This window comes from Nodosilinea sp. LEGE 07088 (genome assembly GCF_015207395.1).
In the GTDB taxonomy this organism is placed as follows: Bacteria; Cyanobacteriota; Cyanobacteriia; order Phormidesmidales; family Phormidesmidaceae; genus Nodosilinea.
The window spans coordinates 1-16,552 of sequence record NZ_JADEWX010000049.1; the positions used below are offsets into that span (position 1 = coordinate 1).

The 16,552-nt window shown below is 47.3% G+C and carries 13 protein-coding genes; 5 read left to right on the forward strand and 8 right to left on the reverse strand.

The window, feature by feature from the left end; translation table 11 throughout:
- Nucleotides 1–286: 286 nt before the first annotated feature.
- The 7 genes from IQ254_RS13100 to rfbF all read right to left on the reverse strand — a co-directional run bounded on the left by IQ254_RS13100 (nt 287) and on the right by rfbF (nt 8,753).
- Entirely contained in the window at nt 287–1,240 is a 954-nt protein-coding gene (locus IQ254_RS13100) for a glycosyltransferase family 2 protein (RefSeq protein WP_193966603.1), read from the reverse strand.
- Nucleotides 1,241–1,324: 84 nt separating this feature from the next.
- Nucleotides 1,325–2,731, reverse strand: coding sequence for a VanZ family protein (locus tag IQ254_RS13105; RefSeq protein WP_193966604.1), 1,407 nt, complete (start codon nt 2,729–2,731; stop codon nt 1,325–1,327).
- Between the two features lie 251 nt (nt 2,732–2,982).
- The gene (locus tag IQ254_RS13110; RefSeq protein WP_193966605.1) at nt 2,983–4,227 is read right to left on the reverse strand and encodes a class I SAM-dependent methyltransferase; all 1,245 of its coding nucleotides are present in this window, start codon (nt 4,225–4,227) and stop codon (nt 2,983–2,985) included.
- A gap of 68 nt (nt 4,228–4,295) precedes the next feature.
- Nucleotides 4,296–5,525 (reverse strand): class I SAM-dependent methyltransferase, encoded by a 1,230-nt coding sequence (locus tag IQ254_RS13115; RefSeq protein WP_193966606.1) that lies wholly within the window; start codon nt 5,523–5,525, stop codon nt 4,296–4,298.
- A gap of 88 nt (nt 5,526–5,613) precedes the next feature.
- Nucleotides 5,614–6,534, reverse strand: coding sequence for a methylenetetrahydrofolate reductase (locus tag IQ254_RS13120; RefSeq protein ID WP_193966624.1), 921 nt, complete (start codon nt 6,532–6,534; stop codon nt 5,614–5,616).
- 302 nt (nt 6,535–6,836) lie between these two features.
- A complete protein-coding gene (locus tag IQ254_RS13125; protein WP_193966607.1) occupies nt 6,837–7,877 on the reverse strand; it encodes an NAD(P)-dependent oxidoreductase in 1,041 nt (346 codons plus the stop codon).
- A 66-nt stretch (nt 7,878–7,943) separates the two neighbouring features.
- Nucleotides 7,944–8,753 (reverse strand): glucose-1-phosphate cytidylyltransferase, encoded by an 810-nt coding sequence (gene rfbF, locus IQ254_RS13130; protein ID WP_193966608.1) that lies wholly within the window; start codon nt 8,751–8,753, stop codon nt 7,944–7,946.
- A 404-nt stretch (nt 8,754–9,157) separates the two neighbouring features.
- Here rfbF and IQ254_RS13135 point away from each other — a divergent pair, with 404 nt between their 5' ends.
- Both IQ254_RS13135 and IQ254_RS13140 read left to right on the forward strand, forming a co-directional pair.
- The gene (locus IQ254_RS13135; protein WP_193966609.1) at nt 9,158–10,177 is read left to right on the forward strand and encodes a hypothetical protein; all 1,020 of its coding nucleotides are present in this window, start codon (nt 9,158–9,160) and stop codon (nt 10,175–10,177) included.
- Between the two features lie 641 nt (nt 10,178–10,818).
- Complete coding sequence (locus IQ254_RS13140; protein ID WP_193966610.1) at nt 10,819–11,334, forward strand: host attachment protein; 516 nt, start codon at nt 10,819–10,821, stop codon at nt 11,332–11,334.
- 55 nt (nt 11,335–11,389) lie between these two features.
- Here IQ254_RS13140 and IQ254_RS13145 read toward each other — a convergent pair whose 3' ends face one another.
- Nucleotides 11,390–12,733: an EAL domain-containing protein gene (locus IQ254_RS13145; protein WP_193966611.1), complete on the reverse strand. Its 1,344-nt coding sequence runs from the start codon at nt 12,731–12,733 to the stop codon at nt 11,390–11,392.
- A gap of 268 nt (nt 12,734–13,001) precedes the next feature.
- Between IQ254_RS13145 and mdh the strand changes: the two genes are divergently transcribed.
- The 3 genes from mdh (at nt 13,002) to IQ254_RS13160 (ending at nt 16,551) form a co-directional block, all read left to right on the forward strand.
- On the forward strand, nt 13,002–13,961 hold the full coding sequence (gene mdh / locus IQ254_RS13150; protein WP_193966612.1) for a malate dehydrogenase: 960 nt from the start codon (nt 13,002–13,004) through the stop codon (nt 13,959–13,961).
- Between the two features lie 96 nt (nt 13,962–14,057).
- Nucleotides 14,058–15,410 (forward strand): cytosine deaminase, encoded by a 1,353-nt coding sequence (locus IQ254_RS13155; RefSeq protein WP_193966613.1) that lies wholly within the window; start codon nt 14,058–14,060, stop codon nt 15,408–15,410.
- A 178-nt stretch (nt 15,411–15,588) separates the two neighbouring features.
- Nucleotides 15,589–16,551, forward strand: a complete 963-nt coding sequence (locus tag IQ254_RS13160) for a DnaJ C-terminal domain-containing protein (RefSeq protein WP_193966614.1) — start codon at nt 15,589–15,591, stop codon at nt 16,549–16,551.
- Nucleotide 16,552 lies beyond the last annotated feature (1 nt).

Below are 16,552 nucleotides of genomic sequence, written 5' to 3' on the forward strand. Positions count from 1 at the left end.
GGTCACGGGTTAAGTTGCTGGGGTAGTCTTTACTCATAGCCTCACTCCGGCGTTGCTGACATCTATCTGCAACCTACACGGAGTGAGCTTTTTTACTCAAGCTCTAACTTTTAAAACATCCTCTAAAGAGTTTTGCTATTTGATAGGGAACCTAATTGAACAATGCCCTTATGTCTGTGTTCAATTAAATATTAGACAAAATCTAAAAATGAAGACATCCTAGATTTCAAACAATAAGAAGGTAAAGCCTTATCCTATAAACACTAAAAAATAGGCGACAAAAGTCTTAGCCCGAAGTAGAAACTTTGGAAAAATCAATTCCAAATCGCTCCTTAATCAGCAAGCGCCAATTATTTCCATTGACTAACCAGCTTAGCAGAATATACAAGCACTTAATTCTATCAGGCACAGAGAGAGAATAGGAGGATATACAGCGGAAATACCCCTGAACACACTTGACTCGGGACATGATTGCCCCATAGTTCAGATCTGGCGAGATCCAAGCAGCTCTTTCCTTAGAGTCTTTTAATGCCTGCGATTGTTGATCATGAATTCTAAAGTAAGCGATCGCATTTGAGGCTTCTTTTAATTTTCCCATAACCGCTAGTTCGCAGAGGAGTACTTTATCTGAGCCATAGAAAGCATCATGCTGAGAAGTCTTTTCTATATTCTCTCTACGGGACAGGCCAAAAAATTCATAGCATTCGTCCACCTTGAAAAGAACCTCAGAGTATCTTTCGCCTGGCTTAGATGACATGAAATTTCTCTGGAGATTAGTAGTGATAATTCTACCGGTGGGGGTAATATAGGTATTTTCCTTAATTAATGGAAGCGTATCACTATCTTTTCCAATGAGAACCACCCTTGGAAAGCACATGACAACATCAGGATCTGCGTCCAAATTCTTTACACATTCCTCTAAATAGTTGGGAGAGCAAGTATCATCGTGAGCCATCCATTTAAAGTACTTGCCTTTTGCCAAGCTAAATGCCTTTTTGTAATTCCCAGCTGCCCCAATGTTTTCAGGGTTCCTATAATACTTGACTCTATTATCTGAGGCTTGAAAAGTATTGCAAATTTCCTCAGTTCTGTCCGTCGATGCATTATCACAAATAATGATCTCAAAGTCTCGAAAAGATTGCTCAAGAAGAGAATTTACAGCTTCCTCAAGATAATTTTCTCCATTATATACAGGTATGCCAATGCTAACGATAGGCGAAGAATTCACTTGCTCAGACATGGATCAAAATTCCCACTAAAAAGTATGTCGAAAATATTAGCTATGCTAAAAATTTTAGGCCAAAGATCTAAATTAATACCCTAACTATATATAACTTTTCTGATGATTATTCCGAATTATTAAAATTGTCATCATTGCAGGTAAAAAGAAGCTCAAAAAATAAAAAGCTACTCTAAGAAACCACTGGTTTATCGGCGTTATCTGAAAATTTCTAACGCCGACGGCAGGTAAAAATCGAAAGAATAGAACATCGGTAGATAATCTAATAGTATAAAATTTCTCCACACTGTCAATGTACAACTTTAATCTAGTATGGTCAAAAGTTAACAGTAGCCTATGGGGTTGGTCGTCTTTAAAGACCCCAGGAAAAGCAAACTCAGGATTCCTACCCTCGATCCCGCTCCAAGGTGTACGAAGTCGAACAATTAATCGACCCTGCTCTTGACCAATAGTCAGATTTCTCTGGAAGAGATCCTTAGAGAAAGAAACTATCCGAGCAGGGCCAAATTGCTGATGATCATTCGTAGAAACCGTTAGCATAAGGCTAAATTGGGACGACTGCCTGATAGCAGAAATCAATCTAGTAGCGGGTTCTTGCGTTAATAACCAGGCTTTTTGATTTATTGGCAGCATCCTATTAGGGGCCATTTGTGGATTATGGTCATGCCATACTAAATCTGGTGAATATCCATTTCGATCAGGAAATCTAGCTCCATTGGTTAGTTCATAAAAACTTGTCCAAGTATTCATTTTTTCTAGTGAACAACAGCTATCTAGTGCCTGGTGGATTTCTGATTTAGACAAAGACCGCCCAGCAATATAAAGCTGGGAAATTCTACCATGCCAAGGACGATCACCTGTACTCTCATTGCCTACAACTAAAGGAAAGGATTGATCCCAGTTGCTGAAATTATTGGTGCGCTGAATCGATACAGTCAAAAATACTAATAGACCAATGTATGCAATTGCTATGAATGTAAGTTTTTTTGGGGTTATATAATGCTCCTGTATATAGACTCCCAACACCAAAACTTTAGATGAGAAAGTGCCACTAAAAGACAATAAAGTTGCACCTAGTAATCCACCAAAGCTATTCATGATTAGGTCTAGAATGCTAGGGGATCTCATTCCAATAAAAAACTGTGACATCTCCATCGCAAGAGATAATGTCGTGCAGGTAAAGAAAATGATTATGAACTTTCTGATTTTCTCATATCGGTCACCCAATATTCCTGACAGACTAAAGCCAAGTGGAAGAAAAAGAAGGATATTAGCGCTTAAATCATCGACTGAGACCGCTGAATTTAAGAATTCATGAAGAATATCAGAAATAGAAAGTGATGATATATCTGGATAAATGATATCAAATGGAGACAGACAAACCAGCACTATTAACATTGAGCTACTGGTCAGTCCAATAAAAGCCCAATATTTAAGAAGAAATTTTCTTAGCTTATTCAGTTTGTGACTACTGTTTCGATAATCATTCATTTGAGAAAAATTAAAGAATGATCAAGATCTAAAATGAACTAAAGTATGAGCTTTGCTGACCACTAACTTCTATTCTCATTATCACATTCCTTCAGAATCGCTCTGTCTGGTTTATTTTATCAGTTTTAGCTTTATCACTATTTCTATAATGCAGTCTGGGGAAACTCTGCAGTTGATTAGGATATAAATAGGAATACTAATTAAAATTCTTAAAGTAGTATTCCTATCTCCAAAATAATTCATTAGATACTCTAAAGCTGACTAATTTCATCCCCCATAGCAATAATCTCTGCTTGAACATTCATGTCATCAAGCATTTTCTGGATCTCATCGCGATAGATACTATTCATCACAATAATACGATTGGGAGAGTAATCTTTCAAGAAGCTAGGAGGCTTAATCTCTTTCCCTACGCCAGGAATAAACTTGCCATGTCGATGGGGATTAATATCCACGACATATTCAATTTTATCAATAGTATTTAGCGTAGTTAAAAATGCAACACACTTAGAACCTGAACCCCATACCACTACCTTCTCACCAGCTTCTTTCCAACTATTTAGATGCGTTTTCCACCAGTTTAGTTTTTTCTCAATAAGAACCTTAAACTGCTGAACATATTGAGCTGTTTGTTCCACAGACTCCTCTAGAGGATGAATTTTATCGGACGACGAGGTAGACGGAGTTGCCTCAATGAATAGGTACTGATCACCATAGTCTAAGTAAAGATCATCAACCTCAAATCTGCAAGAACGGAACAATCGAGCTAAAGAACCCGGAGTAAAATAAGAGCAGTGTTCGTAATAAATGTCTTCAAATGCTGCTTCTTTTAAGACCCGAATGGTGTCGGGTATCTCGAAGAATACAGGTGTTTGACGATCACCAATAGAATTGCGAACCGATGTAATAAAATCAAGGGTGGGAGCAATATGTTCTAGCGTATGTCGACAACAGATTAAGTCTCCTACGTGCTCAGAATATTTTTCCGAATAATAGTCTTGAATAAATTTAACCCGGTCAGTTGCCTCACTTTTAACTCGACCAGGGATAGCACTAGGGTCAATTCCGACTCCTTGGTTATTTCCAAGCTCGCAGAGTAGGAGTATAAAGTCGCCTTTACTACATCCAATTTCAACTACATCTTTCTCTTGTAGATTATATTTTTCGATAATCCGACTTGCAAGATTATGTGCAAATTTGTTGAACGTTGGTGAAAAGCTTTGTTGATCCTCATAATTAGGAGCATAAGCTGACCACTGAGAATCAAAAGCCGTGTTTGTAATAAATCCACACTGATCACAGAAGCCCAATGATACGTCTTCACTAGGAAAATCTAGAGCTTCGGCTTGGGTATCTAGCATGAGGCAACTATGAACAGGTACCTGATCTACCTCATAGAAAATCGATAGCCCATGATGGCCACAGTTTGGGCAGGAGTGCTGTGTAGGGCCGGATGTTTCTTTCACCTGAGCTTGAATACTTTTTTGAGTCGTCATAATGGATTATAGATATGGGTTGTTTGACATCAAAGCGAGAGGAGAGTTAACTAAAAGTCTCTGGATTTCTAAACAATCTTTGGATTTGGAATGGGAACAATAAATTTCCCGCCATTTGCCTGGTATTCAGCTTGCTGACTTATAATTTCTTCAGAAAAATTCCAGGCGAGAATTAGGACATAATCAGGCCTATCTTCTATGAGCTTGGCTGGAGGAAAAATAGGTAGATGATTTATACTCATGTAGCGGCCCTGTTTGAATGAATTTAAGTCAACAACATAGTCAACTAAGGTTTTGTCAATACCCAAGTAGCTCAACATTGTAGTAGCTTTAGCCGCAGCACCATAGGCAGCAATTGTCTTACCCTGATTTTTTAGACTCCATAGAATATCCAATAGTTCTTGTTTGAATTTGAGAACTCGATCGCCAAACTTCTGGTAATAACCTATACGATCTATCTCTCTCTTCGCCTCCTCGCTCAGTAGAGCATCAACTGATGAACTAACTGATTCTACTTGCTCAACAAATAGGCGCAACGAACCTCCGTGAATCGTAGTACGTTCTACATCATTTAGATATAAACCATGGCGCCTAAACAATCTATCTAAAGCAGTGACAGAAAAATAGCATAGGTGTTGGTGATAGATAGTATCGAACTCACAATGGTCTATTAGATCTGCCACATAGGGTGCCTCAATAACGGCAACTCCTTCGGGTTTTAGCAAAGTCTTAATTCCTTGAACAAACCCATTCAGATCGGGCACATGAGCTAAAACATTATTAGCCAGAAATACATCTGCTTTTTTACCTTCAGCACTAAGCTTGTTTGCGAGTTCTTTCGTGAAAAAAGTACACAGGGTTTGTATGCCCTTTTCCTGAGCAGTTTTAGCAGGGCCAGAGGCGGGATCAATCCCTAATACAGGAATACCTTGCTCAAAGAAGTTTTTGAGCATATAGCCATCGTTGCTAGCGGCTTCAATAACAAGACTGCTAGAGGTAAGTTTGCGCTTCTCAATAATTGTCTTTGCGCTATTGCCAAAATGCCGTAGTAGGGATGGCGACACAGAGGAAAAATAAGGGTAATCTTGACAGAACAGAATTTCTGGAGGAACAGTCTCAGTAATCTGAGCTAGCCCACAGTCAGGGCAAAATGCTAGATCTAGAGGTGCCGTATACTCAGGTTTATCTAGTTGGTCTTTAGTCAGTAGATTATCTGCCAATGGCGTATAACCAAAGTCAATCACTAACTCCAGGTTAGTCTTTCCGCAGGATCGGCAGCTAGCACTCAAATTGTTCATTCTTAAATTCCTACAATGTCCGACTTGATATTTCTAGTATTTGGTAATTCATAATGAGTCTAAATCAAATAATCTAAAGTTTTTGTTGTCAAGCAGAAAGTTTATGACAATTTTTCATGTGCTCAATTGGCAGGATTCCAGCTTGTTCAAGAATCTCAGGAATTAGTTCCTCGCGCCTAACAGCCATCAGGTGAATCCCTTGGCAGTATTGTTTTGCCATCGCAATTTGTTCGACAACAATTTCGATGCCTATTCGGAGTGGATCTACTGCACTTGCAAGCCGTTGAATAATTTCATCGGGAATATGAACTCCAGGCACATGTCGGTTGATAAAATCAGCATTTTGAGCAGATTTCAGCAAAAATATTCCTGCAATAATAGGTTTTCCGGCATCCAATGCCAATTGGCTCATAAACATTTCTAGGCGATCAAAATCTACAATCATCTGACTTTGAAAAAACTGAGCACCAGCCATAAGCTTTCTCTCAAAGCGTCGCTGAACCGATGACCAGCTTTTGAGTTGAGGATCTACAGCCGCTCCTGGAAATATATCTAGGTGACCATCTGATAGACGGTTGCCTGAAGCATCTGTACCCGCGTTCAAATGCTCTATGAGGTTGAGTAATCGAACAGATTCTAATTCAAAGACTGCTCTAGCTCCTTTTTGGTCACCTGCATGAACTGGGTCTCCGGTCAATGCAAGAATATTACGAATTCCCAATGCCTGGGCTCCCATCAAATCTGATTGCAGTGCAATGATATTGCGATCGCGGCAAGTCATTTGACAAATAGGTTCTATCCCTTGCTGAAGAAGTAATGTCGATGCTGCTATTGACGACATGCGGAGGACAGATCGGCTCCCATCAGTCACATTAACTGCATGAACTCGCCCCTTAAGAAGTTTGGCAAGCGTTAACATCCGATCTGGATTTGCTCCCTTGGGAGGCATGATTTCCGCTGTGATCAAAAAATCTCCTTTTACAACAGCCTGACGAAAATAGTTCATGATTAATCTCTCATCAGAGATTGGGTCAAAACGGCAGAACTCTTGGCATTCTATCTTGATGCTAAATTTTGACTGATACTTTAGTGAAGCCTAGTAACTGTAAAGCCTTGGCGTGGATAAAAATCTGTCGAAGAGTTAACTATTGGGTCTATATTAGTCGGGAAAATTGCCCAGATTGTCAGACTTAATACCTATTAATTGATGCTTTTGTTTGGTAAAAAATCGAGATTGCCGTAGGGTGACCTAGCGTAGAAGCTTTGGCTTTGACAATCTCGATGGACTTTGGGATCAATCGATGAAGACGATTACTCTGCTAATACGCGTGACTTCCAACGTAGCGTCTCGTCTAATCTTCGATCGCTAAGTAGTTTCTTAATGTGGGCAATACGTTGATAACGAGGGCCTTCAAAATCTTCTAATGTCAGACCTACAGCTTGGTATGCGTCATAGAGCTCTTGGGCACCTAGGCGAGCATTCCACTGAGGCTTGAATTCTGGTAAAACTTCCAAAATTTTGCTGCAATTAACGCGATAGCATCGTTTGTCAGGTCCGCCGTCTAGTGCGTATTCAATTTCACAGCCTGGCACTGTTTCTTTGACAATATTAGCCAAATCTCGAATTTGATAGTTGTCTTCGTTGCGCCCTACATTAAAGGCCTCATTGTGGACAACTTCTCTAGGGGCATGAAGAACGGCGATAAAGGCGCGGGAGATATCAGCGATATGAACAATAGGCCGCCAGGGACTACCATCACTCTTGATATAGACTCTACCTGTGGTTAAAGCCCAAGCCACTAGATTATTGAGCACTAGGTCGAATCGGAGTCTAGGAGATACGCCGTAAGCAGTAGAGTTACGGAGGAACGTCGGACTAAAGTTGTCGTCGGCTAGCAGCGATACATCCTGCTCAACCCGAACCTTTGACTCACCATAGGGAGTTACCGGGTTGAAGGCGGACTCTTCAGTAAGCCAGTCTTCACCGCCAGCACCATAGTTGCTGCAAGACGATGAGAAGATGAATCGTTCTATACCAGCTTGTTTTGAGAGCTCCGCCAAACGAACCGAGGCTCTATGATTAATTTCATAGGTCAAATCAGGATTGAGATTGCCCAGAGGATCATTAGACAACCCAGCCAAGTGTAAAACGGCATCAAACCCTTGGAGATCAGTAGCTTCAATATCACGAACATCTTTGCGCAGTTCTGGGATGTCTTGAATACCATTGCCGAAAGTGCTGCCCTCAAAGATATCACTATCAATGCCTACAACCTCATGGCCTGCAGCCAATAGCATAGGAACTAAGACAGTTCCGATATATCCCTTATGACCTGTCAGTAATACTCGCATCTTCCTATTAAGTCTCCGAATCTAGTATTGACTTAGTTAAGCTTTGAAATATAAGCTCGATAAGCGTTAGCCAGCCATTGGCAATGGCTGAGCAACGGCTGGCTGGTCATTCCAGACTTTCCAAGGGGCCTGACCACTATCCCAAAGTTCTTCTAATCGCTTTTTATCGCGAACAGTATCCATGCATTGCCAGAAGCCGCCGTAACGATAGGCCATTAGCTGCCCATCCTTAGCCAAATTTTCTAGGGGAGATTTCTCCCACTGAGTATCATCGCCTTCAATGTAGTCAAAGATTTCAGGTTCGAGGACAAAAAATGCCCCGTTGATCCAGCCTTCGCGGGTCTGAACCTTCTCAGAGAATTCGACAATGCGATCGCCATCTAGATCTAAATGGCCAAATCGAGCAGGTGGATGAACGGCTGTTAAGGTGGCAAGCTTACCGTGAGAGCGATGAAAATCTAATAAATCTTGCAAATTGATATCGGAGATACCGTCTCCCCAAGTCAACATAAAGGTCTCATTGCCCATATAAGGGGCTAGACGCTTAATGCGGCCACCAGTGTTGGTTGATAGACCTGTTTCGATTAAATCTACCTGCCAACTCAAATCAGAAGCAGCATGAGGCTTGAAGTCACCATTCTTGAAGTTGACGGTTAGACTACTGCTTAAGGAACAATAGTCAATCATGTACTTCTTAATGACTTCGCCTTTGTAGCCTAGGGCAATTGAAAAGTCATTAAACCCGTAATGGGAGTATAACTTCATAATGTGCCAGAGGATAGGGTGCTCTCCAACTTGCACCATTGGTTTGGGCTTTGTCTCAGTTTCTGGTGCTAAGCGAGTGCCTAGCCCTCCTGCAAGAATTCCAACTTTCATACTCGGTGAACCTCTCGTTCAGTTAAAAAATATTAAGAAGACATAGATCAAGCTTTGGGATCTTCTCTGAATCTTAATTTTTCTCCCCAAAATTTTATTAATGTAGTCCATCCACTTCTTAAGACGAGAATAAACTCTCAGAGATATTACTCAGGCCAACTACTCTGCTGCTTCAGTTATTTTTAATCCAAAACTGATGTTCTACGAAGCTTAGAAGTTTTTCTATACTTTTTCCTGGTGATCTGGTAGGATAAATTCCATTTTAACCAGTGCTGCTAACCCTTTAGGGAGCACCCATTGATCCTGAGATGGAAGGACGCCAGGCTATAGCTCATCGCCATAGATTATGGCAATAGCACTTTATATAAGCTTGACTTTCTCGTCAGATACTACATGAGATATCTATGGAAACGTCTAGCAACCTTACAATGCAACTCTATCGGGCTTGGCAGCAAGCTATTGCAGACAACAAATTAATTAATGATTTTCAAGCTGTAGAAGATGACCCCGATGGACGCTGGGCTAAAGGTGATGAGATCGCCTTTGGAATCCAGCGTTTGGGAGATCAGTACGCTTACTATGCTCAAAATCACACCCAAGGGCGGGCTATTCAAAGTGCGGTAGAGGAGAAGACAGTTGATGAGACTGGCTTCATATGTCAATTTAATGGTTACCGTGCCCTGCGCCCAGGCGGGCAACGAAAGGCGTTGGGTCGCCAACCGGCTATTCCTGCCAATGCTGAGCGATGTCGCTTTTCGTGCCAGGATCCGACCCAGTCGCTCAGTTTGCTCGTTCGAACTCCTTTGATCCAGGTTCAGCTTCAGCATTTTACTTGGTCAGCATTTTATAATGCTGCACCTATCGATCCGAACGGACATTTTTTGTGGATTCCAACGCCCTTAGGTGATCCGCAGGGAGTATTACGTCATTTTCCCCAATATTTAACCCCAAGATTACTAGAGGATGCGTTAGTACTATTTCAAACATTCCATCAAACTATGTTGTTTTTCAACTCACTGCATGCAGGTGCATCGGTCAATCACATACACTTTCAGGCTTTGTATCATGGCAGTGTGTTAGCTGCAGAAAAGTATGCGTTTAAAGATTTTGGCCGTTATTCTCTATTAGACGGATATCCTGCAAAGGTCTTAGCTTTTTCTAAAGAAAATTCCTGGGAGAAAATTTTTGATTGGGTTCATCAATTTCAGAAAAATTCTATCCCCTTTAATCTCATGTTGCTGGGCGATCGCATCATACTCATTCCCAGAAACGGTGACCACGAGATTGTCTCCGAATTCCCTGGAAATGGGCTGGCAGCCTTGGGAATGTCTGGGAAGATAGTAACTATAGATCCGGAAGCCTATGCTAAAGTCACCCGAGAACGGATTGAAAAAGCATTTCAAAAAATGACTTTAGATTGGTAATGTTCAAATGCTCAAAATTTTTCTGCACAGATTTAGTTTGGTTAGAGTAAGGGCCATTCCAAAAACTGATATCTCAGCTAGCCGCAGAGCAATGCCCTGGTACTCCACGGCGCAAGTTTAGATACTATTCCTTAGGGCTAGGGAGCAGGAAGGCTAGGGAGCCAAGCGAGCCGGAACGGTGGACATATTTCAGCCTTCGAGTACTAGGCATATTGCTCAAACGGTCTATAGCAAACTTTTCAACCTTAGCTACCTTCCGGATTAACAGTTGTTTGAGATGTAAATGGAATGCAATCAATCAGTGTGTTGCCTGTTTAATGAATCTCATATAAAGCCGCCGTTAGCTTCAACCCCACTGGATACCTGGCCTAGATAAAGATAGGCTCCATTGGTTGGGCCGTACGGATAGCTACGATGCGATCGCAGTGAGTCATGGGCCCTACACTGAATGTGCGCTCTTCACATTCGTTAACAAAACGCTACTAAAATCAACGATAAACTGCATTGACGAAAACAGACATGGCCATTGACTGCCCCATTTCTTAACCCTTTTTGAACGCAGATTAACCTTTGTAGACGCTCCCCAAAGCCCAGAGAGAACTTGTTAGGATCGCTGAAACTCAAATACCATGGGAGATTCTATGACTCGCTTCCTCGTAGCCGTAGTAGATGGTGCCAAGGCCCGGTTCTTAACCTTAGAACCGCTAAGCGCACCGGAGTTAGAGTCTGGCCCTGACTTAATTGAACACTGCGAGCTGCTCAATCCAGCCATAGAAATGGCCGGTCAAGACCTCTGGGCCAACACCAAAACGGGTCGCAACCGGGGCAGCGGCAGCCGAGGCCACAGCTACGACGACCACCGAGGCAATCACCTAGTAGAGTTTGAGCGCCGCTTTGCCCAGGCCATTGACACCAAAATGGCAAGTTTGCTAGCGCAGTACGATCTCAATACGCTGGTGCTAGTGGCAGAGCCGCAGATTTTGGGCATCTTGCGCGAAAATTTAACCAGCGCAAACCACCGCATTCAGGCCCAGGAAGTGGCCAAAGACCTCTGCCGCATGACGTCTCGCCAACTGCACGAATATCTAGCCCAAAAGGGCCTGCTGCCACCCCGTCAGGTGGCTATGGCTGCCAGCAGATCGCGCTCCAGCAGTTGAATGACCGTCTAAGAAGATCAGGAGTTAGGAGCTGGAAAGACTCATTCTCTGGCTTCTATAACGCTATGGCAGGTTCTGCTGCAAGCAAGGCCAAGGCCTCGGGTAGCGGCAGTGGGTGGCTAAACAAAAACCCCTGACCAATATCGCAACCCAGCGATCGCAGTGTATCCATCTGGGCCTGGGTTTCGATCCCCTCGGCTACGGTCGGCAGGCCCAGCTTACGGGCAATATCGATGATTGAACCGACCAAAATCTGGGCGCGATCGCTGCTGCACAGTTTGTTAATAAACGAGCGATCGATTTTGAGACAGTCAATTTCGCAGCGCTCCAGATAGTTGAGGCTAGAGTAGCCCGTGCCAAAGTCATCTAGGGAAACCTCAAACCCAGCGGCGCGGCACTTGTCGATCGAGTGGATAGCCCCAATCTCATCGAGAAAGATGCGCTCGGTTACCTCTAGTTTAAGATGCTGGGCGTTTACCCCCTGGCGCTGCGTGCAGGCCAGCAGGCGATCAAAAAAGTCAGGCTGCTGAAACTGCCGCACCGAAATATTGATGCTGATGAAAAAATCGCGGCATCCCTGATCTAGGCCGTTGAGATACTCTTGAAATTGCCGCAGATCGGCACAGGATCGCTCTAAAATCCAGTCTCCCATGGGCAAGATCAGCGAGGTTTCTTCGGCTAGGGCAATAAACTGTTGGGGAGACACCATACCCCGCCGGGGGCACTGCCATCGTAGCAGTGATTCAAATCCGATAATTCTGCGAGTACTGAGGTTTAAAAGAGGCTGATATACCAAAGAAAGTTCATCATTCTGCACAGCATTTTGCAGATCGGACTCAAGCTTAATGTCAGCTAAAATTTGCTGATACTGCTGGCTTTGGGTATAGACTTTTTCAGTCTCAGCTGGGCTGGGTAGCCCCCCGATGGGGTGGGCCAGGTTGCGCAGATAGGTGTTGTAGGCTCGGTTTCGATGCAGCGACATAGAAATCAAGAGCCTTACCATCGGAGCCGAAGACTCAATACGTTCGGCCACCTGGGCCGCCAACACAATAATGCAGCGACAGGGGCAAATCGCCCTAGCCGAGGCCGATCGCGGCGAGGCATCGACAATGCCCATCTCGCCAAAAATATCTCCTGGTCCCAGCATGTTTAGCTGCACAGTATTGTCATCAAAGCCCACAAAAATTTCGACATAGCCCGACTCAATAATGTAGGCTTTGTCAGCTGAACTACCTTCAGCAAACACCATTTCACCAGCGCCAAAGAGACGAATATTACACTGGGGAGAAATCGCGATATCGGCGATCAGGCTGTTGCCGTCACCCTCGCTCAGAGGATCATCTACTGGTGCTGAGCTGTCGGCAGGCAACGCATAGGGAGGGGCATTGACAGGTTCCATAGCAGAGCGATTTTCAGAGGCATGGCTTTAGCATCCCCCATTTACTAGAGAGCATTCACACCGTAACGATGAAGTGTCCGTAAGTATTTTCGACAACCCGGCTAATCACAAAATAATTAGGGGGCTGTTACATCTAGCGATGATCTAAATCACAACGATTGCGGCCTAAATTGACTGGTATCCACCAGAATGTTAGCGGTGCCCTGGGCCGGTTAATGTGCTGAGCCAGCTCAGGTACTCAATATCCACCTTAGCTATTCCTCTCGTTATGATTGATACTCTGCCCCGTCTGCCTAACCAAGTGACTATCGTGGGGGCCGGTAACGTCGGCAGCACCTTGGCCCAGCGCATTCTGGAACGCAATATCGCCAACGTAGTGCTAATCGATATTGTGGCCGGGCGGCCCCAGGGGGTGGCCCTCGATCTGTCCCAGGCCGCCGGCAGCGAAGGGCACAACCGCGCCATTGTAGGCACCAACGATTACCAAGACACCGCTAACTCAGACATAGTGGTGATGACGGCGGGGCTACCCCGCCGCCCTGGCATGACCCGCGACGACCTGACCCAGGTCAATGGCAAAATCGTCATCGATACCCTGCGCCAAGCCCTGGCGGTATCTCCCCAGGCCACCGTTATGGTGGTGACCAATCCCCTAGATGTGATGACCTACCTGGCCTGGAAGGTGAGCGGCCTACCCGCTCACCGGGTGATGGGCATGGCCGGGGTGCTCGATTCGGCCAGGTTTCAGCAGTTCATTGCCTGGGAATTAGGCGTGCCGCCCCAGGATGTGGCAGCCATGGTGCTGGGCGGCCACGGCGATTTAATGGTACCCCTGCCCAGCTACACCACCGTCAGCGGTATTCCGGTGGCCGAGCTGATTCCCGCTCCGCGCCTGGGGGAGCTAATTGAGCGTACCCGCAATGGCGGCGCTGAGATTGTGCAGTTGCTGAAGCGGGGCGGGGCCTACTACGCGCCAGCCTCTTCGGCCTGTGTCATGGTAGAAGCCGTGCTGCAAAATCAGCGCCGCATCCTGCCTATGGCGGCTTACCTACAGGGCCAGTATGGCTTGGAGGATCTCTTCCTGGGGGTGCCCTGTCGCCTGGGGCAGGGGGGCATTGAGCAGATTTTTGAGTTCTCCCTCACGGCCGATGAGCAATTGGCCCTGAATCAATCAGCTGCTGCTGTTAAAGCTCAGCTGCCGTCGGCCTTGGCCTTGCTTAATGTCTAGCCTGTGCCTACAACTGAGTACGCTGTGTTTCCCGAATGGCTGTATGTCTGGGTGTGTGATCTCGGGCATCGATGAATTTCTTACGGCTTCCACTCTATGCGTTCCACCGCCCTGCTGCCGGGCCTAACGGCGGCTCATTCCCACTACTGGTTGCAAAATGTACGGCTGCCCCTGGCTGGCCTCGATGCTTCGGTGCCGAGGCCAGCCCCGATTTCAGCCCTGTCGGCACCCCCGTTGGCGGAACCTTTAGTCGCGGCCCACATTGAAGTGCGCGATGGGCAAATCGCCGCTGTGGTCTCGGCCCACCAGCCACTAGTCTCGACTCAACCCGTCTGGGATCTGCGCCAGAGTCTGGTGTGGCCCTGCTTTGTTGACTGCCACACCCACCTGGATAAGGGGCAGACCTGGTTGCGCAGCCCCAACCCCGATGGCACCTTTGGTGCAGCCCTAGCGGCGGCCCTAGCTGACCAGCGCCACTGGAGCGCTGAAGATCTCTACCCCCGGATGGCGTTTGGGCTGCGCTGTAGCTACGCCCACGGCACCCAGGCGGTGCGTACCCACCTCGACTGTGCCGACGGGAAAGCAGACATTAGTTTTGCGGTTTTTGATCGGCTGCGGCGGGAGTGGGCCGGACGGCTCACGCTCCAGGCGGTGTGCCTGGTTGCGATGGAGGATTATGAACGCCCTGGGGTTGAGGCCCTGGCCGATACCGTGGCCCGCTACGGCGGTCTTTTGGGCGGGGTAATTTACCCCCAGCCGGGTCTCGCAGCCCAGATCGACCGAGCCTTTGCCCTGGCCGAAGCGCGGGGACTAGACCTAGATTTCCATGCCGATGAGAGTCTTGACCCGGCGGCAGAGGGCCTGCGGATCGTTGCTGAAACCAAGCTGCGCCGAGGCTTTCAGGGCCGAGTCAACTGCGGCCACTGCTGTAGTCTCTCGGTGCAGTCGAGCGATCGCATTAGCAGCACCCTGGCCCTGGTCAAAGCCGCAGGGGTGAGCGTGGTGAGCTTGCCCCTGTGCAACCTCTATCTGCAAGATCGCCAGCCGGGCCACACGCCTCGCTACCGGGGGGTCACCCTGCTGACCGAGCTGCAACGAGCTGGCGTGGCGGTAGCCCTGGCCAGCGACAACTGCCGCGATGCCTTTTTTGCCTACGGTGACCACGATATGGTGGAGGTGTTTACCCAATCGGTGCGCATTGGCCACCTCGATCGCCCGATCGGCGACTGGCCCCGGGCGGTGACCCAGACCCCAGCCCAGATCATGGGGCTAGCGGTGGGCCAGATTGGGGTGGGTCGCCCCGCCGACCTGGTGGTGTTTAAGGCCCGCAGCTTCAGCGAGCTGCTATCTCGACCCCAGAGCGATCGCTGCGTGATTCGCCACGGCACCCCGATCGATACGACGCTGCCCGACTACGCCGAACTCGATGCCGTGGTGGGGGTAAGATAATTCGGGGTCACGACCCTGCCCCAGCATGGAAAACCGAACCCTGTGCTAGCGACAGGTTTGCTAGGCTTAAGCCAGGGTTAAGCAGGGCTTGGGGCCAGGCGGCAACCGCCCTGAAGACTAGATTTGATTACAATAAAATCGCTTGACGGGTTCAGCGCAGGTTTTTAGGAGGGCGGGAATGGCTGCTACGGGTTTTAAAGACTATTACGCCGTACTGGGGGTGAGTCGCACGGCGACCACCGACGATATCAAGCAGGCATTTCGCAAGCTGGCCCGCAAGTATCACCCCGACGTTAACCCCGGTGATAAGGCTGCCGAGGCCAAGTTTAAAGAAGTCAGCGAAGCCTACGAGGTGCTCTCTGACGCCGACAAGCGCCAAAAGTACGACCAGTACGGCCAGTATTGGCAGCAGGCCAATCGAGCCAGCCCCTACGGCAGCCCGGGCGACGTGGGTGGCTTTGACTTTAGCAACTACGGCAGCTTCGACGAGTTTATCAACGAACTGCTGGGGCGCTTTGCCACCTCGGGGCCAAGCGGTCGCTCCTCTCCCTACGGCTCTAGGCCGAGCGGGCCTGGGTTTGGCTACGACCCTGGGGCCGGGCAATCCTTTGACCAGGAAGCAGCGATGCGGCTGACCTTCAGCGAGGCCTTTCACGGTACCGAAAAGCGGTTGCGCATTGGTAGCGACAGCGTAGACGTGCGCATTCCCCCCGGAGCCAAGCAGGGCAGTAAGATTCGGCTCAAGGGTAAAGGCCCTCTCAACCCCTACAATAAGCAGCCCGCCGATATCTACCTGGTCGTGCAGCTCGATGCCCATAGCTTCTTTAAGCTAGAGGGCGATGGCCTCACCGCCGAAATCCCGATCGCCCCCGATGAGGCGGTGCTGGGGGGCAAAATCGAGGTGCCCACCCCCGACGGCAGCGTGACCATGAACCTGCCAGCGGGGGTCAAGTCGGGGCAGACCCTGCGGCTGCGGGGGAAGGGGTGGCCCAACCCGAGGGGCGATCGCGGTGACCTGCTGATCACTGTGGTGATTACCCCGCCCAGCCATCTCAGCGATGGCGAGCGCCAGCTCTACGAACAAATCCGCGATCGCCGCACCGTTGACCCCCGTCAGAGCATCATCCATACTCGGCTGTAGT